Raw genomic sequence first — 21,107 nt, 5'->3', positions numbered from 1 at the left:
GCTACCCGTCGTCGCCTTGGTGAGCCGTTACCTCACCAACTAGCTGATGGGCCGCAGGCCCATCCACCACCGCCACCTAAAAGGCAGCTTTCTTTACTAGCCATGCGGCTAGCAAAGGTATCGGGTATTACCCCCGGTTTCCCAGGGCTATCCCCGTGTGGTGGGTAGGTTGCCTACGTGTTACTCACCCGTCCGCCGCTAAGGATGCCTCCAGCTTAAACCTTCAGCATCCCCCGCTCGACTTGCATGTGTTAGGCACGCCGCCAGCGTTCGTCCTGAGCCAGGATCAAACTCTCAGGTTAATATCTCCTCGAAAGCAAGCTTTACGCTCGCTTTACTTACACACCTTTCAGTCGAAACTCTCAGGCGTGGCACTGTTCAGTTTTCAAGGTTCATCTCCTCGGCGGAATTCTATTGTAACATCTTTGCTCCTTCTTGTCAACCCTCTTCGCTTCCTTTTTTCCGCCGACAGTTCTTTATTATATCGCTCCTGCTGTTTTTTGTCAACCTGTTTATTTTTCGAGTTTTTAAAGACATCGTTTTCAACGTCGGCGCTTAATACTATATCACAAACATAATCCATCTTCAATTTTAAAGGACATTAATTATATGCGTTTTTATTAAAAAAAATGAATATCCCTCAATTCTCCTTTGTTTTTCATCGGTTTGCCTTACTGTTTAAAGTCCAATATGGTTTGAGGTACAGTCCCTATGATAATCGTTTCAGCGATAGGGACACTGGTTTTAATTTCTACCCTTGAACTCAAAAGCGGCTGAACAATTCTTACTTGAGCTGTTATGTCCAATAATATTTTGTGTCTTGTTTGATTAATGCCAGCTTCTTCAAAGGCTTCAGAAGTGTCCACATAGGCTGTTCCAACCGGATAGAGAGATACGTTGATTGAAGGTCCTATATTAGATAATATTTTACTTCCAGTAATCAAGCCTAGTGGTATTTTTATTTTTTCCATACTGATTTCTTTTAAGGTTTTTACTACTTCTAAAGAAGTTTCGGTTTCTATCCGGTTTATTTCTATCGTATTTATTTGAATTAATGTTACCTGTCCGTTGACATCTTTATGTATAGCAATAAGGTCAGTGTACTTAATGTTTTTGGTTATCCTTTCCTTCACCGCTTTATTTATGGCTTCTGTCGCTATAATTCTGGCTCTGGCTTCTGCTATTGCCAAAACGCTGGGTGCTATTTGCCTTTCAATAAAAGCAAATAAAATAGAAAGAATTATTATAAGTAAAATAAATACGGTATATACATTCATCTTCTTTATTGGATATCTTCGTCTTAGCATTTTAACCCGCAAAAACATAAAAACCCCTCCTAATTAAAATATGCAGGAGGGGCCTAATTCGTTCATGATTGCTTTTTGCCATTGACCACCTTTACAAATTTTCTTTTTCCAACCTGGAGGATGAAGGGAGACCTTATCTCGAGTTCTATGGCATCCATAACTTTTTCTCCGTTTATCTTTACCGCTCCTTGTCTCAACATTCTCAAAGCCTCACTGTTGGACGAAGAAAATCCCACAAGGGTTATTAATTTGGGGAGCCATATTTTTTCATCGTTTATCTCGAACACTGGAATTTCATCGGGCAAGTCTTTCTTTTGAAATATCCTTACAAAATTCTCCTCTGCTTTCAAAGCTTCTTCACTACCATGATAAAGTTTTACAATTTCCCTGGCCAGCCTCATTTTTAAATCTCGAGGATTTACTCTTCCTTCCTTTAAGTTTTCTGCTATTTTTTCCAATTCACGATGTTCTAAGTCCGTAGCCAGCTTATAATACTCAAGCATTATTTCATCCGGAATGGACATCACTTTGCCGTACATCTCATCGGGCGGATCGTTTACGCCTATGTAATTTCCGAGACTTTTACTCATCTTTCGCTTGCCATCGATTCCGACGAGAATGGGCATTAGCACAGCCACTTGAGGCTCTTGTCCATATTCCTTCTGCAGGATTCTCCCCATTAAAATATTAAATTTTTGTTCGGTTGCCCCCAATTCGACATCAGCATTAAGGGCTACCGAATCATAACCCTGCATAAGTGGATAGAAAAATTCATGTATGGAGATCGGCCTTCCTTCATTAAACCTTTTGCTAAAATCTTCTCTTTCCAGCATGCGCGCTACAGTGTACTTTGAAGCCAGCTTTAACACATCTTCAAAAGTCATTCGGCTCAGCCACTCGCTATTGAAAACTATTTTTGTCTTGTCCGGATCTAAAATTTTGAATACCTGTTCTTTGTAAGTTTTCGCGTTTTCGATAATTTCTTCTCTCGAAAGTTGCTTTCTAGTCTCCGATTTTCCAGTTGGATCTCCTATCATCCCCGTAAAATCTCCGATTATCAATACCACTTCATGCCCTAATTCCTGAAACTGCCGCATTTTCTTCAATACTACGGCATGTCCAAGGTGGACATCCGGGGCAGTGGGATCCAAACCCAATTTCACCTTCAAGGGCCTTTTTTCTTCATAAGATTTTTTCAGCTTATTTAATAACTCTTCTTCCGAAATTATTTCGGCTACATTTTGTCTTAAAAGTTCAAATTGTTCTTCAGGCCTCAACTTTATCCCTCTTCCATGAAGATGTTTTTATTAATTATAACACACCGATTCTTTTAGTTCAAACTTTTGCATTTTCTTCACGGTTTATATTATGGTATAATAATCTCGACATAGGGGTTAAATTGCATCAGAGAACCGAGGAGGTTAACTATGGGAAATCCCAGAAAAAGAAAGCTCTCTCTTGCGAGGAGCTTGATGTCTTTGTTGATATTTGCCTTTCTTTTATCTTGTGGCTCAGCTCTCGGATTATTTTTATATTACGTAAAGGACACACCGCCTTTCGATCCTCAAAAACTAAAACCCAGCGAAACTTCTATCGTTTACGACTCAAAAGGCAATGTAATTGCCGAACTTCACGGGGGCCAAAATCGAATTCCAGTACCTTTAGATGAGATTCCCGATCATCTCAAAGAAGCATTCATTGCCATAGAAGACCAAAATTTTTACAAACATAAAGGCATCAATTTAAAATCCCTCATAGGTGCTTTGTGGACCGATATAGTCACTGGAGGATATCGCAGGGGTGCAAGTACCATAACCCAGCAATTGGTTAAGAACGCCTTTCTTAGCCATGAAAAAACTCTAAAACGCAAAGCACAAGAGGCATGGCTTGCGATTCAGGTGGAACGTCATTTTACTAAGGACCAAATTCTGGAATTTTACCTAAACCAGATATACTTTGGTCATTCGGCTTATGGCGTGGAAGCTGCAGCTCAGACCTTTTTTGGAAAAAGCGTAAAGGACCTCACCCTTGCAGAAAGTGCCATGCTCGCAGGTATAGCTAAAGGTCCTTCAATTTACTCACCCTATATAAATTTCGAAAAAGCAAAGGAAAGGCAAGCTACAGTTTTGAATGAAATGGTCGATATGGGATTTATAACAAAAGAAGAAGCTGAGAAAGCAAAAAAAGAAGAGATAAAACTGGTAGGCCTTGAAAACGCAAAGGCAGACTATAAAGCTCCTTATTTTACCGACTTTGTTATAACACAATTGGCAGAAGATTTTCAAAAAAAGCTAGGACTTACCGAATCCGAAGCTTATGAAAAAATCTATAACGGAGGACTAAGAATTTATACCACAGTCGACCTAGAAATCCAAGAAGCAGCCGAAAAAGCTTTAGCGGACCCGAAAAATTACCCATATACAAAAAAAGATAAGAACGGCATTCCCCAACCTCAAGCTGCAGTCGTAGTTATAGACCCCCATACCGGGCATATAAAAGCACTGGTGGGAGGTCGCGAACATTATAAAAAGCTAGGTCTGAACAGGGCCTCGCAATCTTACAGGCAGCCTGGTTCTGCCTTTAAACCCATCGTTGTTTATACGGCTGCAATAGATATGGGGTATACAGCCGCAAGCGTCATCGACGATTCGCCGGTTTCTTACGGCAATTGGTCCCCTCAAAACTATACAAGAGACTTCAAAGGGCTCACAACCATACGGAAAGCCATTGCGGATTCAGTCAACGTGGTCGCGGTGAAAGTCCTCGAAAAGATTGGTGTAGACAGAGGAATTGAATATGCCCAGAAATTAGGTATAAAAAACCTGGTTTTAGAAGGCCGAAAAAATGATAGACAGCTATCGATAGCACTGGGAGGTTTGACTAAGGGCGTTTCCCCTCTGGAGCTTGCATCGGCATACGGGACTTTGGCTAATCAGGGGATACACGTGGAGCCTGTGGCTATATTAAAAGTTGTTGACAAAAACGGCAGAACGCTTTTGGAACATACACCGTCTAGATGGACCGCTGTAAGTCCCCAGGTTGCCTTCATAATGACCGATATGATGCGAAGCGTAATAACTGAAGGAACGGCAAAGAGACTTGCCAATTTTCCGTTCCCTGTAGCAGGAAAAACGGGAACTACTTCGGATAACAAAGATGTATGGTTTGTAGGTTATACACCGTATTTAGTCGCAGCCGTATGGATGGGGCACGATGAACCAACCCCCATGAAGGGGGTGGCGGGCGGATATCAGCCGGCTTTGATATGGAAGCAAATTATGACCGTAGCTCATAAAAATTTACCTAAAGTCAGCTTTTCTAAGCCATCAGGAATCGTAGGACCCATCGCCGTCTGCCAGGATTCGGGCAAGATTCCTACAGAACTCTGCAACAATGACCCACGGGGTTCGCGGATTAGATATGAATATTTCATTAAGGGAACCGAACCTTCGGAATTCTGCGATGTCCACGTACAAAAATTGATAGATATAACTTCAGGATTGCTAGCGACACCGTATTGTCCTCCTGAACAAGTGCAGCCAAAAGTTTTCTTGAATAGGCCCCCTTACAAAACATCTCCCGATGGCAAAATACCGTTAGATGCGAAGTATATGCCGCCGACAGAATATTGCAACTTACACACCCAGGAATCATCAAGCGGAAGCAATTTCGAAAAAGATGTTTTGCAACCTGTAGATAGCGGCACTCAGAACGATTCGTCGAATAACAGCAGTGAAAACCAAATTAACGGTGGCAGCAATAACACGGGAAATCAGGTGCCTTCCCAAAATCCAGAGCAGCCTGCGGACAACGAAAATGGGGCAAGGGGCTCAGAGAATGTTCAGGAAAAAGGTAGCGCAAAAAAGGGGAGCGTATAGCTCCCCTTTTTTGCCGCGCAACTCTAAATCAATACAAACCACGTAAATATTCGTCCGAATCAATCACTTTTAATCCGTATGCCGTTAAATAAGCGGCCGTTACCCCCATACCTTCTTTTAATGTTCCGTTAAATTTCCCGTCGTATATAAACCGGCATCCACAGGATGGGCTTTTCGATTTTAAGATTGCAGTATCGGCGTCTATAAGTTCTGCTAGCTTTAACGTTTCTTTTGCGCCTCTGATAAAATATTCCGTCACATCCCTTCCGTCTCTGGTGAGGACTACCGCTTTCCCTTTAATCACTTCAAAACCGTCTTTACCAATTATTTCAGCTGGCGTACGAGGTGTAGGCAACCCCCCGGCTTGTTCTGGACAGAAAGGTATGGCTTTTTTGGTTCTTACCATATCCTCAAAAACCGCATGGCAACTATTTTTCCCATCGTATCTCGTATTAAAACCTGCAAGGCATGCGCTAATTATAATCAAAGGAACTCCACCACCGTAACCCCTAGTCCACCTTCGTTCATATTGCCGGGTCTAAAAGATTTAATGTCTTTTCGCGTTCTCAACATATCATGGATGCCTTTTCTTAGTACTCCCGTACCCTTGCCGTGAATAATAACTGCATTGGGCAAACCCGCAAGGCTCGCATCGTCCAAATATTTTTCGACCTTCAGCAACGCCTCCTCCAATGTGAGACCCCGGATGTCTATTTCTTTCGAAATTTCTTTTGTTTTTTCCATCGCTAACAGCGAATACGTCACCTCTTTTTTGTCATTTTTCTCTTCTTCTATTTTTACAAGACTTTCAACTGGTAAATTAATTCTCATGGCGCCTATTTGTACCTGAGCGATTTTCCCTTTTTCGTCCAGTGATACTACATATCCTTCCTGATTTAAACTTTCCACCATCACCCTATCGCCCGGATGTAAAGGGCCAGATATAATTTTTTTCTTTGCAGTTTTTATCAACGGAACTTCTTCCGTCCCATAATCTTCTCTCGCTTTTTTTAGCGTCTTCCTAACCTCTTCAGCTATTTTATCCCTAATTTGTTTCGTATCTTGAGCTTCCAATTCCTTTAACTTTTCAAATACCTTTTCGGCTTCTTTTCTTGCTTTTTCGATAATGTCCTTTGCTTTTTCCCTCGCTTTTTCTATCATTTTTTCTTCATTTTTCCTAAGTTTTTCTCTTTCTTTTTCAAGTTCTGTTAGTTTATTAAAAAGACCTTCTTTTATTTTCTCAAGTTCTTCTCTTTCTTGCCTTATCCGCTTTCTCTCCAATTCGATTTCCTGCAGCAGATCTTCCATTCTTATATCTTCTACTTTTAAGAAGTTTCTCCCAGCGTCTATAATCTCTCTCTTTAACCCCAGTCGTCTTGCAATTTCAAAAGCATTGCTCTTTCCGGGAACGCCTATGGATAACCTGTAAGTCGGACTTAGAGTTTCCAGGTCAAATTCCACGCTCGCATTTTCCATCCCATCCCTGGAATAGGCAAAAGCTTTTAGTTCGCTATAGTGAGTTGTCGCTATCACTCTAGCTCCTATTTTCAAAAAGTAATCCAATATAGCCATTGCCAGTGCTGCACCTTCTGTGGGGTCCGTCCCGGCCCCTAGTTCATCCAGCAATACCAAGCTTTTCGAATCCGCTCTGTCTACTATCTCTTTTATATTTTTCATGTGCGCGGAAAAGGTGCTGAGTGACTGCTCAATGCTTTGCTCATCGCCAATGTCGGCAAAAACATTGGTGAACACAGACATTTCAGTTCCTTCTTCGCATGGAAGGTGAAAACCGGATTGCGCCATCAGAGCAAACAAACCTACGGTTTTTAACGAAACGGTTTTTCCACCGGTATTAGGCCCGGTTATAACCAATATCGTAAATTCGTTGCCCAGATAAATATCGATCGGAACAACTTCTCCTTTCAACAAAGGATGCCTGCCTTTTTTAATGCTAATATATCCTCTCGTATTAAATTCGGGTTCGACACCTTTTATTTCAATGCTGAACTTGGCTTTAGCCAGGATGAAATCTAGGCGTATTACAGCTTCAAAGGTCTCTTCAAGGTATTCGCTGTTCTGTGCTATTTTAGCCGTAAGCTCTTTTAATATTCGCTCTATCTCCTTGTTCTCTTCAATCTCCAACCTTCTTATTTCGTTGTTAATTTGAAGGACGGGCATGGGTTCTACATAAATAGTCAACCCGCTCGCTGACTGGTCGTGTACTACTCCGGGAATGCTGTTTCTAAACTCTTGCTTTACCGGAATTACGTACCTGCCGTTTCGCACTGTGATAATAGGCTCTTGAAGGAATTTCTGATAGTGGGGCGAATTTACGTAAAACTCCAGCTTTTCTTTTGCTCTCTGTAAAAGTATTTTTTTCTCTTTTCTCAGGCTGAGCAATCTGGGACTTGCGTCATCTGATATTTCTTCCTCGCTCAAAATAATTTTGGAGATCTTTTCCTCGAGAGAAGTAAAGACGTGTATTTTCTCTATGACGCTTTCAACAACCTTGCAATCGGTTAATGCTTTATCGTACCACGCCTTTTTTATGAGACGCGAAGCTCTCATAATCGCAGCAATTGAAAGCAGCTCACCGGGCGAAAGTATCCCCCCGATAGAAGCCCTTTTTATCGACTTTCGAATATCGGGCAACTCGTCGACGGGTAAGTTCATCCCCGCTTTTAGCAAAATTACGCCCTCTGTGGTCTCCCGCTGCATTCTCTTTACGATTTGTTCATCCGAAGCAGGTTTTAAATCAAGCAATAATTTTTTTGCCAAATCGGATACGGCGTATTTGCCTGCTATTTGTTTTACTTTGTCGAATTCCAGTAATTTCTGCACCCGTTCGTCCATAAAATCCAATCACCCTTTTTAGCTCATTTTCGCTTTTGGCTCAGTATTTCCATCAAGCGAGGAAGCGTACAGGTGTTTATCACGTCCTCTTTTTCTAACCAAGCCCTCCTTGCCACCCACACCCCGTACTTTATGTCGTTTAATCCTTCCAGCTCATGAGTGTCGGTGTTGATAACGATTTTTACCCCCATTTCCTTTGCCTTTCTCGCAAGTTCATCGTTCAAGTCAAGCCTGTCTGGAGAAGAATTGATTTCTAGCACGGTATTTGTTTCGGCTGCCGCTTTTAGCATAGCATCGACATCAATCTCATAGGGCTCCCTTTTTGCTAACATTCTCCCTGTTGGATGAGCGATTATATTAACATAGGGGTTGTAGATGGCTTTTAAGACTCGCCGAGTTAACTTTTCTTTATCTTGACTGAAGCCGCTGTGAATAGAAGCAATTACGATATCAAGTTCTTTTAATACATCGTCGTCGAAGTCCAAAAGGTCATTGCTCAAAATATCAACTTCTATGCCCGATAAAATCCTTATCCCTTTTATTTCGTTATTCAGCTTCTTTATGTGTTCCATCTGCTTAAATAAACGCTCTTCATCTAACCCGTGGGCGACCTTCAAAGATTTTGAATGATCGGTAATGGCGATGTATTCGTAACCTTTATCTCTAGCTTTTATTGCGATTTCTTCTATAGAATTTAATCCGTCGCTCCAATTGCTATGGATGTGAAGGTCGCCTTTTATATCACCAATTTCGAGGGATTGGGGCAGTTTCCGCTTTAGAGCCGCTTCTATTTCTCCCCGGTTTTCCCTGAGCTCTGGAATTACATAGGGCATGTCGAGCAATCCGTAAATTTTTTCTTCATTTTCAGGGTATAATAGTTCGCCACTTTTTACCCGGACGATACAATTCTTTTGAATATCATAACCCTTTTCTCTGGCTATTTCCCGCAACCTGACATTGTGTTCCTCACTACCCGTAAAATAATGCAAACAGGACCAAAACGCCACAGGCTCTACAACATGAAAATTAACCTCAATCCCTAAATCCAGCAATACTTTCAACGTTTCACTGCTTCTTTCCCTAACCTCTTTTATCCTGTGGTAGGTTAACAATCCGTCAATTACTTCATCTGACTTATTAGAAGAAATGACAATCTCGAGTTCGCTTATTAACTCCTGTCTTCTTCGCAGGCCTCCCGCCGCATCAACTTTTTCAACTGCAGGATGTGATCGCAGCATTGCCATTATTTCTTCCGCCAGAAAAAGGGCGGTGGGCAAAAGCATTTTCCCCATCGTCCCCTTTAGCATCTCGATCCCTTTCAATATGCCTTGTTCCGTCTTCACTCCTATTCCGGGCAATCCCCTTAATTTACGCTGCTTTGCCGCCTGTTCCAGCTCTTCAATTGTGATTATATTCAACCTCTCGTAAATAGTCCTTATCTTTTTTGCCCCCAGCCCCGGAATCTTAAGCATTTCCACTAGTCCCTTAGGTACTTCACTTTTGAGTTTTTCGTAATACTCGCACGTTCCGCTATTTATAATTTCCCTTATCTTTTCTTCGAGAGCCTTTCCAATTCCTTCTATACCGGCAAGGGAAGAGGTTTTTACTAAATATTCAACATCCTCAGTAAGATTTGCGATTGCCCGGGCGGCTTTTCGGTAGGCCCTGATTTTAAAAATATTTTCCCCCTTTATTTCCAGCATATCTGCAATATCGGAAAAAATAAAGGATACGAGATAATTTTTCATGTCCTTCCAACTCCGTTTTACCTGCTTTTTTCTTCATCGAATAGCTCTAAAAATTCCTCGTATTCAGCCTTTAGCTTGAAATATTCGTCGGCGATATTTAATGCCGTCAGTACCGCCAAGTTAATGCGGCTAAGTCTCGGGTTAAGTTTTAAAAGTAATTTCATTTTTTGGTCAACATACTTTGCCAGTTGCTTTATGTATTCTTCTGAAGCCGAACCCTTTATATAATAATTTTCTCCGCAAATCTCCACCTTTACCCTTGTGACATCCGGCTCTTTTTCCATCCCTTATCCTCCCGCTCTTTACTCCCTCAGGCGACCGTCAAACCTTTCAAGTATGCCTTCAATTATTTTAGCGTGCAGGTCGTTTATTTCTTCATCCGTCAGCGTCCTGTCTTTCGCTCTATAGGTCAATGAAAAGGCAAGACTTTTGCAGCCTCTCGGTATCTGTTCCCCTCTGTAAATATCGAAAAGTTCCACGTTCTCCAACAGCTCTCCACCTATTTCCCTTATGGCTTCCATTATGTCGCCCGCAGCAACACTTTCCTTTACAACTATAGCCATATCTCTTTCCGCAGCCGGGAACCTGGGAAGCGGCTGGTACTTTACTTCAGTTGCTGCTTTGTCCAGCAATAGTTCCATATCAAGCTCCGCAACATAAACCCTTTTATCTTCCATGTCATAATTTTCCATTACATCCGGATGAATTTCTCCTATATACCCCGCGATTTCGCCCCCTACGGAAATGCTAGCAGTCCTTCCGGGGTGGAAGGCAAAATGCCGGTCCGGGTTAAATTTAGGATTATCTATCTTTAACTTTGAAAAGATCGCTTCCACTATTCCTTTCAGGTAGTAAAAGTCCAGTTTTTCTTCACAAACTGCAAGACCTATCATTTTCTTTTCTCTGGGCAGTTCTTTTAAAGGCAACTCTTTTGGCAGGAAAACCTTCCCCACCTCGAAAATGCGTATTCTTTTCTGCTTTTGATTTAAGTTAAACTTAACCACTTGGAGGATCCCGTCGAGCAGCGTGGTCCTCATTACGCTATGTTCTTCACCTAGAGGGTTCAATAACCTTACGGCGTTGCGAACCTCGTGGTCGAACGGCACTTTTAGCTTGTCGAAAGCACTGGGACTGATAAATGAATAAGTGTATATTTCCGAAAATCCCAAATCCGAAAGGGTCTTTTTGATTTCATCTTCTAATTTCTGTCTCTTACTTAGTACGCCACAGGTAGCAATACTGCCCGGCAAAGTCGATGGAAGATTGTCATACCCGTAAATCCTGGCAATCTCTTCGGCTATATCAGCCTGTTGAGCTATATCTGCCCGAAAGGTCGGAACTATGACAAAGGTCTTTCCGTCTTCGTCTTCAACGCCCATTCCCAGTCTTCTCAAAATGCCAACCATGCATTCTTTAGAAATATCGGTACCCAGCAAAGCGTTTATTTTGTCAACCCTCAGTTGCAACCTTCTTGGTCGAACTACTTCGGGATATACATCTGCGTATTCTTTAACAACTCTACCTGCTCCCAACTTTTCAATGAGCTCGCAGGCTCTCTCAGCCGCTATTTCGGCAAGATTCGGGTCAATTCCTTTTTCATAGCGCAAAGACGCCTCGGTTCTAATGCCCAGTCTTTTTGCCGTGCGGCGGATGTTGGGTCCTAGGAAATTTGCCGATTCCAAAAGTACTGTCCTTGTTTTCTCTGTAACCTCGGTGTTTTCTCCCCCCATAACTCCTGCCAAAGCTACGGGACCTTTTTTGTCTGCGATCACCAAAGTGTCTTCTGTGATCTCCCTTTCCTGCCCGTCTAAAGTAACAAGCTTTTCGCCTTTTTTGCCCCTTCGAACAATAATTGAACCGTCAGTCAATTTATCATAATCAAATGCATGTAACGGCTGACCCAGTTCCATCATAACATAATTGGTAATGTCGACAATGTTGTTTATGGGGCGAATCCCGCAAAGCTGCAATCTTCTTTGCATCCAGAGGGGAGAGGGTTCAATTTTTACATCTTCTATTATCCTTGCGATGTACCTTTTACAAAGGTCAGGGGCCTCTACGGTTACTTTCACCTTTCCAAAAATCTCGTCGATTTGCCTTATTTCCCCAGAGGTCGAAAAAGACACCTTCAAAGGAACGTTGAAGGTGGCCGCAGCCTCCCTTGCAATGCCTACGATGCTAAAACAATCAGCTCTATTAGGGGTAAGTTCAAATTCCACCACTGCATCTTCAAGTTCTATGTACTCTTTAATATCTTTTCCCACCGGAGCATCTTTCGGCAAAATCAAAAGCCCTTTTTTCATATCTTCCGGCAGGCCGTGGTCATCCAATCCCAATTCTTTTGCCGAACAAAGCATCCCCTCCGATTCCATTCCTTTTATATTCTGAACTCCTATCTTTTTACCACCCTCTATTGTGGCTCCGGGCAGGGCCACAGCTACCTTATCGCCTTTTTTGATATTATGGGCTCCCGTTATTATTTGTAAGACCCTTTCTTTTGTATCTACTTTAGCTACCAATAGCTTTTCTGCGTGAGGATGCCTTTTTATCTCCAAAACCTCTCCTATAACCACATTTTTTATATCTCGTCCAACGTATTCGACAGTCTCGACGCTAGATCCTGACATGGTGAGTTTTTCGGCAAATTCTTCCACACTGCCTTTATAATCCACGAATTCTTTTAGCCATTTCATCGGTACCCTCATATTGCTTTCCTCCCAGTTAAAACTGTTCTAAGAATCTGAGGTCGTTTTCGAAAAACAGCCTCATGTCGTTAATGCCGTACTTTAACATGGCTATCCTTTCGATTCCCATACCAAAAGCAAAACCCGTAAATTCTTCAGGGTCGTATCCACAATTTTTAAGCACGTTCGGATGAACCATACCGCAGCCTAGTATTTCTAACCAGCCCGTATAAGAGCAAACCCTGCACCCCTTTCCATCACACGCAATACAAGATATATCCATTTCGGCACTCGGCTCGGTGAACGGAAAATAGCTGGGCCTGAACCGCACCCTCCGTTCCTGTCCGTAAAACATTTTTGCAAAAGTTATAAGGGTGCCCTTCAAATCGGCCATTGTCACACTTTTTCCAACCACAAGTCCTTCAACCTGGTGGAAAACAGGAGAGTGAGTCGCATCCACCTCATCGGAACGATAAACTCTTCCCGGAACTATAACTTTGATAGGAGGCATTTTTTTCTCCATAGTCCTGACTTGCACAGGAGAGGTATGCGTTCGCAAAAGAATCTCTTCAGTTATATAGAACGTATCCTGCATATCTCTCGCCGGATGATCTTTCGGTATGTTTAGAGCTTCAAAATTGTAATAATCAAGCTCGACCTCCGGGCCTTCAACAACCTCATATCCAAGGCCCAGAAAAATTTCTTTTATCTCGTCCAAAACCAAAGTCAGCGGATGTTTGTGTCCCAAGATGACTTTAGATGGTATTGTGACATCGATCTTTTCCTGCTGCAGCCGTGCGTTTTTGGCGATTTCTTTTAATTCTGAGGCCTTCTGAGAAAATTTTTGTTCTAACTCTTCTTTAATCTCGTTCGCTAATTTACCTATGATCGGTCTTTCTTCCGGCGAAAGATTCGCCATTCCCCTCAATATTGCAGTGAGCTTGCCTTTCTTCCCCAAAAATCTTATCCTAAAATCATTCAATTCCCTGATGTCTTCTGATTTCTCAATGCTATGCAAAGCTTCTTCTTTCAAAGCTAACAACTCTTCCTTCACTTACTTTACTACCTCCTCAAAATTAAATTACAAAAAAGCTTTCGTCCCGGAAAACGGACGAAAGCTTGTCTTCTGCGTTACTTCCTTAAAGAATTAATATTTACACCACTCAATATTTTTTAATGGGATAAACCTTGCTGGAAATTAATTTCCTGTATATCAAATAGGCCGTTATCGAACCCGTGGCTTCAAAAATATTCCAAAAAAAGTCGGCGGTCAGCAAGAGACCACTCCCTTTCCCAGCGTTTAAGTTTATTATAGCACAGCAGGTAACGTTTTACAAGGGAAAGAGAGCCCCTCTTTGCCTTGCTGCTTCATAAAGCAAAATTCCGCTAGCCACCGCTACATTCAGCGACTCCGCCTTGCCGGGAATCGGAATTTTTACCTGTTCCGACGGCATATTCAGTATCTCTTTTGAAACACCTTCGGCCTCGCTGCCGAAGACAATAACCACCGGCGACGTGTAGTCCGCATCTAGGTAACTCCTCTTCCCACCAAGGCTGGTTACTACTATTTTAGCTCCTTTTATAGATAATTCTTTCAGTGCCCACTGAAGGTCAATTTCTTCCATTACTGGCAGGTGAAAAATGGAGCCCATCGTGGACCTTATAACCTTAGGGTTATATACGTCCACACATCCTTTTCCCGCCAAAATCCCGCTAGCTCCAGCCGCATCCGCTGTCCTTATAATAGTCCCCATATTGCCCGGGTCTTTAATACCATCAAGAGCAACGACTAAAAAGTTACCCGTGCATAAGTCTGCGATCTCGAACTTTTTCATTCTAACAACGGCCATGATACCCTGCGGGGTCTCCGTATCCGACAGAGTTCTGTATAGCTTTTGCGGTACTTCGTATACCTTTACATCCCCGAATCCATGGAACTTTTCCCCGTACCTCTTTACAAAATCGTCCGACAATACGATGAATTCAACCGCATAATCCGAATTCAATGCTTCTTGCGTAGCCCGTAAACCTTCGACAACAAAAAGCCCTTGCCTTTTTCTATAATTTTTAAGCCTAATCAAGGCCTTGACCAGATTTATCTGCCTTTTCGAAGGCTCCCCAAAAGTCATTTTACCTCCCAAGTAACTCAAACAAGCTTTTCAAGTTTTTCTATATCCTTATTTTGTCCCACCACTACCAGAATATCTCCTTTTTTTATGAAATCGTCGGCGCCCGGAGACACTATTACATCCTCGCCGCGTTTTATAGCCATTACATTCAAACCATAGTTTTTCCTCATCTTCAATTCACCTAAGGTTTTGTCGTACCATTCGGGAAAAGCCTCTAGCTCAACTATTGAAAAATCAGGCGAAAGTTCGATATAGTCTAGAATATTCGATGCTACCAGATTATGGGCAACTCGAACGCCCATGTCCCTTTCTGGAAAAACCACCCTGTCGGCCCCGATTTTATATAAAACTTTTCCGTGGAGGTCATTTTGCGCTTTAGCGATGACGTATTTTATCCCCATCTCTTTAAGAATCAAAGTCACCAAAATGCTCGATTGGATATCGTCGCCGATGCTTACTATGCCGACGTCGAAATTCCTGACTCCAAGTGCCTTCAATGTATTTTCATCCGTGGCATCCGCCTGAACCGCATGGGTAATGCTGTCAGCTAGTGATTGAACTATTTCTTCATTTATGTCAATCCCCAATACATCGTAACCCAGCTTATATAACGTCCTCGCAACACTCGAGCCGAATCTCCCTAAACCGATTACTACGAACTGTTTCATGTTACACCGCCTCCAACCATTAACCTACCAGTACTCTCTCTTCAGGGTATTTTATTGGCGCAATTTTCTTTCTGGTGGCCAAAGCCAAAGCTACTGTAAGCGGACCCACCCTACCGCAAAACATGGTGATTATTATGAGTATCTTTCCGACATCGCTCAGGTGAGGGGTGATTCCTAATGACAAACCTACGGTTCCGAAGGCAGATACGGTTTCAAACAATATGGTAATGAAATCGGTCTTTTCCGTCAGCGTTAGCAGAAAGGAAACCGTAAATATAAGCAAAAGAGCCACTACTACAATAACGCAAGCTTTAAATACGTTATCCCACGGAACGCGCCTGCTGTATATTTCTACATGTTCCCTGGAGGTGATAACAGTATAAACCATCAACAATAACAAGAAGAACGTCGATGTTTTCACTCCTCCGCCCGTAGAGCCCGGCGAGGCTCCGATAAACATCAACAAAATGGTGAAGTATTTGGCAGGTAGCGTCATATCCGATTGGCTTATGGTGTTAAACCCCGCTGTCCTCGAAGTTACGGATTGAAAGGCTGCAGCCAAAATCTTCCCACTAGGCGAAAGATTACCGAGGGTTTTGGGGTTCTCATGCTCCAGAGCGTATATCGTAAGAAAACCACTAATCAGCAAAATTGCCGTCATTGTAAGCACTATTTTTGAATGAAGGCTGAGTCTATGAAAGCTCCTTGTACTGAATACGTCGCATATCACTGAAAATCCCAGACCACCAAAAATTATCAGCGCCATTATAACTATGTTTATTAGAGGGTCCTCCACAAACGGAGTAAGACTTTTGAAATCTCCTATAACGTCAAATCCGGCGTTATTGAATGCTGAAACTGCGTGAAAAATTCCGGCATAGATTCCTCTCGAAAATCCGTAAATTTTTACAAACCGCAATGAGAGCAGAAAAGCTCCTATCCCTTCGAATAGCAGCGTTGTAAAGATGACGTACCTGGCAAGCTTTACCACACCGGCGATGGTTAATTGATTTAAAGCTTCCTGCATTACGAGGCGCTCTCGCAGGGTTATCCTCTTTCCCAATATCAAAAATATTAACGTGGCCATCGTCATAAATCCGAGGCCACCGATTTGTATTAAAAGCAAAATGACAATTTGTCCAAAAATCGAATACTGGGTATACGTGTCAACCACCACGAGTCCCGTTACGCACGTGGCGGAAGTAGCAGTAAAAAGCGCGTTTAAAAATCCCACGCTCTCGCCGGTTCTCGACGCTACCGGCAAGGTGAGGAGCAAAGCGCCACTCAGGATCACCGCAGCAAACCCTAAAACCAAAATCTGAGCTGGTTTTAATCTCAGATTATGACCGAAAGCTACTGCTTTGATTTTTGATCGCCTCCTAATATCAGACAAAGCGATCGGAACTTAAACTTATTTTACATTTGCTTTAGCGATTTCCACCAACTGATTAAATCCCTCTTTATCGTGTACAGCCATTTCAGCCAGCATCTTGCGGTTTATCTTTATGCCTGCTTTCTTAAGCCCGTTTATGAATTTGCTGTATGAAATTCCGTTAGCTCTCGCGGCCGCATTAATCCTCGTGATCCAAAGTCTCCTGAAATCACGCTTCTTCAATTTTCGCCCGACGTATGCATACATCAGGGATTTTAAAACTGCCTGGTTCGCCATTCTAAAACGCTTGCTTTTTGCACCGTAATATCCCTTTGCTAATTTTAAAATCTTCTTGTGTCTTCTTCGAGCTGTAACACCTTTCTTAACTCTTGGCATCAAATATCCCTCCGTTTACTTATATGGTATCAGCTGTAGAATTCGCTTGTAATCCGCCTTGCTCACAAAAGCCGGCTTTCGCAAGTGCCTTTTCCTCTTTTGAGATTTGTGAGAAAGAAGATGGCTTTTAAACGCCTTTGCTCTCTTTATTTTTCCCCTTTTCGTAAGATTGAACCTTTTAGCAGCGCCTCTGTGGGTCTTCATTTTGGGCATCGTATCCTCACTCCTTAGTTGTATTTTGTTTTGGCGAAAGTATCATCACCATATTTCTCCCCTCTATCACCGGGGGTTTTTCCACAATTGCTTTTTCTTTTACACTTTCAGCCAATCTCTTTAATACATCCTCCCCCAGCTGGGTATGGGTTATCTCCCTTCCTCTAAATCTTACCGTGACTTTTACCTTGTTGCCGTCGTCCAAAAATCGCAGAGCACTTTTCACCCTTACCTGAAAATCATGCTCTTCTATGTTCGGGCTCATTCTTATTTCTTTCACGCTTATAACTTTTTGGTTTTTGCGAGCTTCCTTTTCCTTTTTGCTTTGCTCGTATTTGTACTTGCCATAGTCCATTATTTTGCACACCGGCGGTTTTGCCTGGGGAGCAACCTTGACTAAATCCAATTGTCTTTCCTGTGCGAGCTTTAAAGCTTCTTTTAGGGGCATTATCCCCAGTTGTTTCCCATCAACGTCAATAACTCTGACCTCTCGCGCTTTAATTTCATAATTTACTTCCAGTTCTTTTTCTTTTGTAATACCGTTCACCTCCAAAAAAATTAAATAAAATAAAGGGCAGGAAGAATCCACCTGCCCCCTTTTCCTTGTAAGAACCTTATAGGCTTTCGCCATAAGGTGAGAAGATGAATTCTTCTACTTTCTAGCTAAAATATTCTGTTTTCGATTACCTAGACTAATATATCATACGGCGTTTTATGATGTCAATCACTTTATCCGTTTTATTCTTTGTTTTTTATCCTTTCCTTTATCTCTTGGACAAACTCCTCTAAACTTTTCGTTCCTACGTCACCTTTTTCCCTTATTCTTACCGACACGGAACCTTCAGCCTCTTCTTTTTCCCCTACGATAAGCATATACGGGATTTTTTGCATTTGTGCTTCCCTTATTTTATAACCTACTTTCTCGTTTCTTTCATCTAATTCTACTCTAATATCGTGAGCTTCTAGCTTTCTTTTTACCTGCCTTCCGTACTCTAAAAATTTTTGACTTACGGGTATTACCTTTACTTGCACCGGTGCTAGCCAGACTGGAAACGCTCCGGCATAGTGTTCTATAAGGATTCCTATAAAACGTTCAAGGCTCCCGAAAATAGTCCGGTGAATCATTACGGGACGGTGCCTTTCACCATCCGGACCGATGTAGGTAAGGTCGAAGCGTTCTGGCATCATGAAGTCTAACTGAATTGTGCCGCACTGCCAGGTTCGACCAATGCTATCTTTCAGGTGAAAATCTATCTTCGGGCCATAGAAAGCTCCATCGCCTTCATTTATTTTGTAAGCGAACCCTTTTTTCTCCAAGGCATTTTGCAAAGCCGATGTGGCTTTTTCCCAAAGTTCATCAGGTCCCATAGAATTTTCAGGCCGGGTTGACAACTCTACGTGGTAATCAAAACCGAAAATCTTGTAAATATAATCCGCCAGTTCTATTACGTCCAAAATCTCTTCCTCAATCTGTGATGGCATGACGTAAATATGGGCATCGTCCTGAGTGAAGCTCCTCACCCTCATCAAACCATGTAGAACTCCCGAAAGCTCATGCCTGTGGACAAGACCTAACTCCGCCAGTTTCAAGGGAAACTCTCTGTAGCTATGGACCTGGCTTTTATATATCAATATCCCGCCGGGGCAGTTCATGGGCTTTATAGCGTACCCTACTCCGTCTATCTGGGTAAAATACATGTTCGATTTATAATGATCCCAGTGTCCCGAGCGTTTCCACAGTTCTTCGTTCAATATTATGGGAGTTTTTATCTCCTGATATCCTCTTTTTTGGTGTTCCTTTCTCCAGAAATCAACTAACGTATTCCAGAGTATCATTCCTTTGGGATGGAAGAACGGGAAACCGGGGCCTTCCTCATGCATGCTAAAAAGATCGAGTTCCCTCCCCAGTTTTCTATGATCCCTCTTTTTAGCCTCCTCCAGATTCTTTAAGTATTCTTCCAGCATCGATTTTTTCGGAAAAGATGTGCCGTAAATCCTCTGCAGCATCTTATTGCGTGAATCGCCCTTCCAGTAAGCACCCGCAAGGCTCGTCAGCTTAAAGGCCTTTATCTTGCCTGTGGATGGTATGTGAGGGCCTGCACATAAATCGAGAAACTCTCCGTTTTTATAAAAGCTTATCTTGGCGTCTTCCGGCAGGTTTTGGACCAATTCCACTTTGTAAGGCTCTCCCATTTCCTGCAATTTTTTTATCGCTTCTTCTCTTGTCACTTCCATACGGATGAATGGCTGATCTTCCGCTACAATTTTTTCCATTTCCTTCTCGATTTTCTCAAGGTCTTCAGGCGTAAAGCTCTCCTCCCTGTCAAAGTCGTAGTAAAAACCTTCTTCAATAGCAGGCCCAATGCCCAATTTAACGTCGGGGAAAAGTCGTTTTACTGCCTGAGCCATTACGTGAGAAGTGCTATGCCTGAACGCATTCCTTCCTTCCTCGTCCTCAAAGGTCAGAATTTCCACTTTAGAATCCTTATCCAGCTTGTAACTCAAATCCACAAGTTCGCCATTAACTTTGGCTACCAAAGCTTCATTTGCCAATTTGGGACTTATGTCCTTCGCTATATCCATAACGGTAATGCCTTTGGGATAAATTCTTTCTTCATCTCCCCTTAATAATACTCTCACTTGTTCCTGCATTGCCAACCACCTCTTTTCATATCAATTTTTTTACTAAAATTGAAAAACCTCCCGCCCCGCAAGGGACGGGAGGTTTGCTCCCGTGGTTCCACCCTTATTTTTTGACTCTTATGGCGTTAAAGGTGCCACCTGAGGACTCCGAGGCGGTTTTCGGCTTACTATTCTCAGGACCTTTCCAGCTGCCGGCCCCTCTCTGGGAGAAATCGTAAGCCTACTCTTCTCTTCATAGCCCCTCGATATTATTTAGTTTTAGTCAATTATAATCCCTTTAAATTGTAATGTCAAGTTTTAGAAGATGATTTCATGTATTAGTTGAAGAAGTGCAAAAAGACAGCCTGGATGAGGCCTATAAAGAATCCTATAACCCCGCCAAGCAACTCGATTTGTCTTAACTCTTTCTTTGAAAGCTTTACTATAAGTTCCTCAAGCTGATTTAAGTCAAGAGAATTCAATTTTTCTTCCACCATTGAACCTAATTTGAATTTTTCTTTTACCTTTGCTGTCAAGTCTTTCTTTAATTCCTCATAAACCATTTCGCCATTTCTGTCCACTGCATCTAGTAAAAAATTCGCTATTACCGTCTTCAACGAGCCAGGCAAATAAGCCAGCTTTTCATTGATTTTCTGCTCTATTATACTCTTAATACGCGACAGTATTTGAAGCTTCATTTCTTCCGCCGTCAATCGGTTTATTATATCATCTGAAGAGATAATCTCTCTTTCTAAAACTTCTCCTATATTTTTAGCTAGTTCCTTTCTCCTCTTGGGGATAAGGCCCTGAAATTCCATCCCCAGAATTTTTATCGGCTTCAAAGGGCGGAATATCAACCTTATCGCGAGCACGTTAGTCTGCCAGCCTATGAAAGCCCCTATTAAAGGTGTAAATACCAATTGAAAAATGGGGTAAATGCCTTCCATTCCTCAAACCTCACATTATTCCGCGTGACTTTTCCTCAAAGGCAGCAAATCAGCTATAAAAAAAGCCCTTATAAGGGCGTATTTCTTGCAGTTTGAAAGTTGGCATAAAAATGGTGGGCGCTGTAAGGATCGAACTTACGACCTCTTCCGCGTCAAGGAAGCGCTCTCCCACTGAGCTAAGCGCCCACTTTATGTGGTGCCGGGAACCGGAATCGAACCGGTATGGGTATTGCTACCCCCAGGATTTTAAGTCCTGTGCGTCTGCCAGTTCCGCCACCCCGGCCTATTTT

At 42.4% G+C, this 21,107-nt stretch carries 19 protein-coding genes, 2 tRNA genes and 1 rRNA gene; 1 reads left to right on the top strand and 21 read right to left on the bottom strand.

Annotated features, from left to right (window positions below; genetic code table 11):
- The 4 genes from AN618_RS05160 to tyrS form a co-directional block, all read right to left on the bottom strand.
- Positions 1-302: ribosomal RNA gene (locus AN618_RS05160) — 16S ribosomal RNA — on the bottom strand; the annotation flags it as partial.
- Between the two features lie 83 nt (positions 303-385).
- The gene (locus tag AN618_RS13045; RefSeq protein ID WP_222926326.1) at positions 386-583 is read right to left on the bottom strand and encodes a hypothetical protein; all 198 of its coding nucleotides are present in this window, start codon (positions 581-583) and stop codon (positions 386-388) included.
- Positions 584-671: 88 nt separating this feature from the next.
- Positions 672-1,325, bottom strand: a complete 654-nt coding sequence (gene yunB / locus AN618_RS05155) for a sporulation protein YunB (protein WP_083515056.1) — start codon at positions 1,323-1,325, stop codon at positions 672-674.
- A gap of 44 nt (positions 1,326-1,369) precedes the next feature.
- Entirely contained in the window at positions 1,370-2,584 is a 1,215-nt protein-coding gene (gene tyrS, locus AN618_RS05150; protein WP_066352859.1) for a tyrosine--tRNA ligase, read from the bottom strand.
- A gap of 150 nt (positions 2,585-2,734) precedes the next feature.
- Here tyrS and AN618_RS05145 point away from each other — a divergent pair, with 150 nt between their 5' ends.
- The gene (locus AN618_RS05145; RefSeq protein WP_066352857.1) at positions 2,735-5,185 is read left to right on the top strand and encodes a transglycosylase domain-containing protein; all 2,451 of its coding nucleotides are present in this window, start codon (positions 2,735-2,737) and stop codon (positions 5,183-5,185) included.
- Positions 5,186-5,213: 28 nt separating this feature from the next.
- On the opposite strand, the gene AN618_RS05140 is transcribed toward AN618_RS05145, so the two are convergent.
- From AN618_RS05140 to AN618_RS05065, 17 genes are all read right to left on the bottom strand, one after another.
- A complete protein-coding gene (locus AN618_RS05140) occupies positions 5,214-5,672 on the bottom strand; it encodes a 2-thiouracil desulfurase family protein (protein WP_066352854.1) in 459 nt (152 codons plus the stop codon).
- Positions 5,669-8,038 carry an endonuclease MutS2 gene (locus AN618_RS05135; RefSeq protein ID WP_066352852.1) on the bottom strand — a complete coding sequence of 790 codons (2,370 nt, stop codon included), beginning with the start codon at positions 8,036-8,038 and terminating at the stop codon, positions 5,669-5,671. Before AN618_RS05135 ends, AN618_RS05140 begins: the two co-directional genes overlap by 4 nt.
- A gap of 23 nt (positions 8,039-8,061) precedes the next feature.
- Complete coding sequence (gene polX, locus AN618_RS05130) at positions 8,062-9,786, bottom strand: DNA polymerase/3'-5' exonuclease PolX (protein ID WP_066352849.1); 1,725 nt, start codon at positions 9,784-9,786, stop codon at positions 8,062-8,064.
- 17 nt (positions 9,787-9,803) lie between these two features.
- On the bottom strand, positions 9,804-10,070 hold the full coding sequence (locus AN618_RS05125) for a cell division protein ZapA (RefSeq protein ID WP_066352847.1): 267 nt from the start codon (positions 10,068-10,070) through the stop codon (positions 9,804-9,806).
- Positions 10,071-10,088: 18 nt separating this feature from the next.
- The gene (gene pheT, locus AN618_RS05120) at positions 10,089-12,491 is read right to left on the bottom strand and encodes a phenylalanine--tRNA ligase subunit beta (protein WP_066352846.1); all 2,403 of its coding nucleotides are present in this window, start codon (positions 12,489-12,491) and stop codon (positions 10,089-10,091) included.
- Between the two features lie 16 nt (positions 12,492-12,507).
- On the bottom strand, positions 12,508-13,524 hold the full coding sequence (pheS, locus tag AN618_RS05115; RefSeq protein ID WP_066352843.1) for a phenylalanine--tRNA ligase subunit alpha: 1,017 nt from the start codon (positions 13,522-13,524) through the stop codon (positions 12,508-12,510).
- A gap of 109 nt (positions 13,525-13,633) precedes the next feature.
- Entirely contained in the window at positions 13,634-13,747 is a 114-nt protein-coding gene (locus AN618_RS13955) for a YqzL family protein (RefSeq protein ID WP_157081631.1), read from the bottom strand.
- A gap of 54 nt (positions 13,748-13,801) precedes the next feature.
- Positions 13,802-14,599, bottom strand: coding sequence for a TrmH family RNA methyltransferase (locus AN618_RS05110; protein ID WP_066352841.1), 798 nt, complete (start codon positions 14,597-14,599; stop codon positions 13,802-13,804).
- A 17-nt stretch (positions 14,600-14,616) separates the two neighbouring features.
- Positions 14,617-15,267 carry a potassium channel family protein gene (locus tag AN618_RS05105; protein ID WP_066352836.1) on the bottom strand — a complete coding sequence of 217 codons (651 nt, stop codon included), beginning with the start codon at positions 15,265-15,267 and terminating at the stop codon, positions 14,617-14,619.
- A gap of 19 nt (positions 15,268-15,286) precedes the next feature.
- Complete coding sequence (locus tag AN618_RS05100) at positions 15,287-16,660, bottom strand: TrkH family potassium uptake protein (RefSeq protein WP_245628408.1); 1,374 nt, start codon at positions 16,658-16,660, stop codon at positions 15,287-15,289.
- An 18-nt stretch (positions 16,661-16,678) separates the two neighbouring features.
- The gene (rplT, locus tag AN618_RS05095) at positions 16,679-17,035 is read right to left on the bottom strand and encodes a 50S ribosomal protein L20 (protein WP_066352834.1); all 357 of its coding nucleotides are present in this window, start codon (positions 17,033-17,035) and stop codon (positions 16,679-16,681) included.
- Between the two features lie 15 nt (positions 17,036-17,050).
- The gene (gene rpmI / locus AN618_RS05090) at positions 17,051-17,248 is read right to left on the bottom strand and encodes a 50S ribosomal protein L35 (protein WP_066352829.1); all 198 of its coding nucleotides are present in this window, start codon (positions 17,246-17,248) and stop codon (positions 17,051-17,053) included.
- Positions 17,249-17,255: 7 nt separating this feature from the next.
- On the bottom strand, positions 17,256-17,837 hold the full coding sequence (gene infC, locus AN618_RS05085; RefSeq protein WP_342670463.1) for a translation initiation factor IF-3: 582 nt from the start codon (positions 17,835-17,837) through the stop codon (positions 17,256-17,258).
- 149 nt (positions 17,838-17,986) lie between these two features.
- Positions 17,987-19,900, bottom strand: coding sequence for a threonine--tRNA ligase (gene thrS / locus AN618_RS05080; RefSeq protein ID WP_083515055.1), 1,914 nt, complete (start codon positions 19,898-19,900; stop codon positions 17,987-17,989).
- 308 nt (positions 19,901-20,208) lie between these two features.
- Positions 20,209-20,817: a DUF445 domain-containing protein gene (locus tag AN618_RS05075; RefSeq protein WP_066352827.1), complete on the bottom strand. Its 609-nt coding sequence runs from the start codon at positions 20,815-20,817 to the stop codon at positions 20,209-20,211.
- A gap of 111 nt (positions 20,818-20,928) precedes the next feature.
- Positions 20,929-21,003 (bottom strand) — tRNA-Val (locus AN618_RS05070).
- Between the two features lie 8 nt (positions 21,004-21,011).
- Positions 21,012-21,100 (bottom strand) — tRNA-Leu (locus AN618_RS05065).
- Positions 21,101-21,107: the final 7 nt, after the last annotated feature.

Source organism: Fervidicola ferrireducens (assembly GCF_001562425.1).
Lineage (GTDB): Bacteria > Bacillota > Thermosediminibacteria > Thermosediminibacterales > Thermosediminibacteraceae > Fervidicola > Fervidicola ferrireducens.
The sequence above is the reverse complement of the archived record's forward strand: the minus strand, read 5'-3'. Positions and strand labels throughout refer to the sequence as shown.

Bases quoted from the DNA above. Each gene is read 5' to 3' on its own strand.
- AN618_RS13045 (WP_222926326.1), bottom strand. From the start codon at position 583: ATGGATTATGTTTGTGATATAGTATTAAGCGCCGACGTTGAAAACGAT.
- yunB (WP_083515056.1), bottom strand. From the start codon at position 1,325: ATGTTTTTGCGGGTTAAAATGCTAAGACGAAGATATCCAATAAAGAAG.
- AN618_RS05145 (WP_066352857.1), top strand. From the start codon at position 2,735: ATGGGAAATCCCAGAAAAAGAAAGCTCTCTCTTGCGAGGAGCTTGATG.
- AN618_RS05135 (WP_066352852.1), bottom strand. From the start codon at position 8,038: ATGGACGAACGGGTGCAGAAATTACTGGAATTCGACAAAGTAAAACAA.
- polX (WP_066352849.1), bottom strand. From the start codon at position 9,786: ATGAAAAATTATCTCGTATCCTTTATTTTTTCCGATATTGCAGATATG.
- AN618_RS05125 (WP_066352847.1), bottom strand. From the start codon at position 10,070: ATGGAAAAAGAGCCGGATGTCACAAGGGTAAAGGTGGAGATTTGCGGA.
- pheT (WP_066352846.1), bottom strand. From the start codon at position 12,491: ATGAGGGTACCGATGAAATGGCTAAAAGAATTCGTGGATTATAAAGGC.
- AN618_RS05110 (WP_066352841.1), bottom strand. From the start codon at position 14,599: ATGACTTTTGGGGAGCCTTCGAAAAGGCAGATAAATCTGGTCAAGGCC.
- AN618_RS05105 (WP_066352836.1), bottom strand. From the start codon at position 15,267: ATGAAACAGTTCGTAGTAATCGGTTTAGGGAGATTCGGCTCGAGTGTT.
- rplT (WP_066352834.1), bottom strand. From the start codon at position 17,035: ATGCCAAGAGTTAAGAAAGGTGTTACAGCTCGAAGAAGACACAAGAAG.
- rpmI (WP_066352829.1), bottom strand. From the start codon at position 17,248: ATGCCCAAAATGAAGACCCACAGAGGCGCTGCTAAAAGGTTCAATCTT.
- thrS (WP_083515055.1), bottom strand. From the start codon at position 19,900: ATGCAGGAACAAGTGAGAGTATTATTAAGGGGAGATGAAGAAAGAATT.
- AN618_RS05075 (WP_066352827.1), bottom strand. From the start codon at position 20,817: ATGGAAGGCATTTACCCCATTTTTCAATTGGTATTTACACCTTTAATA.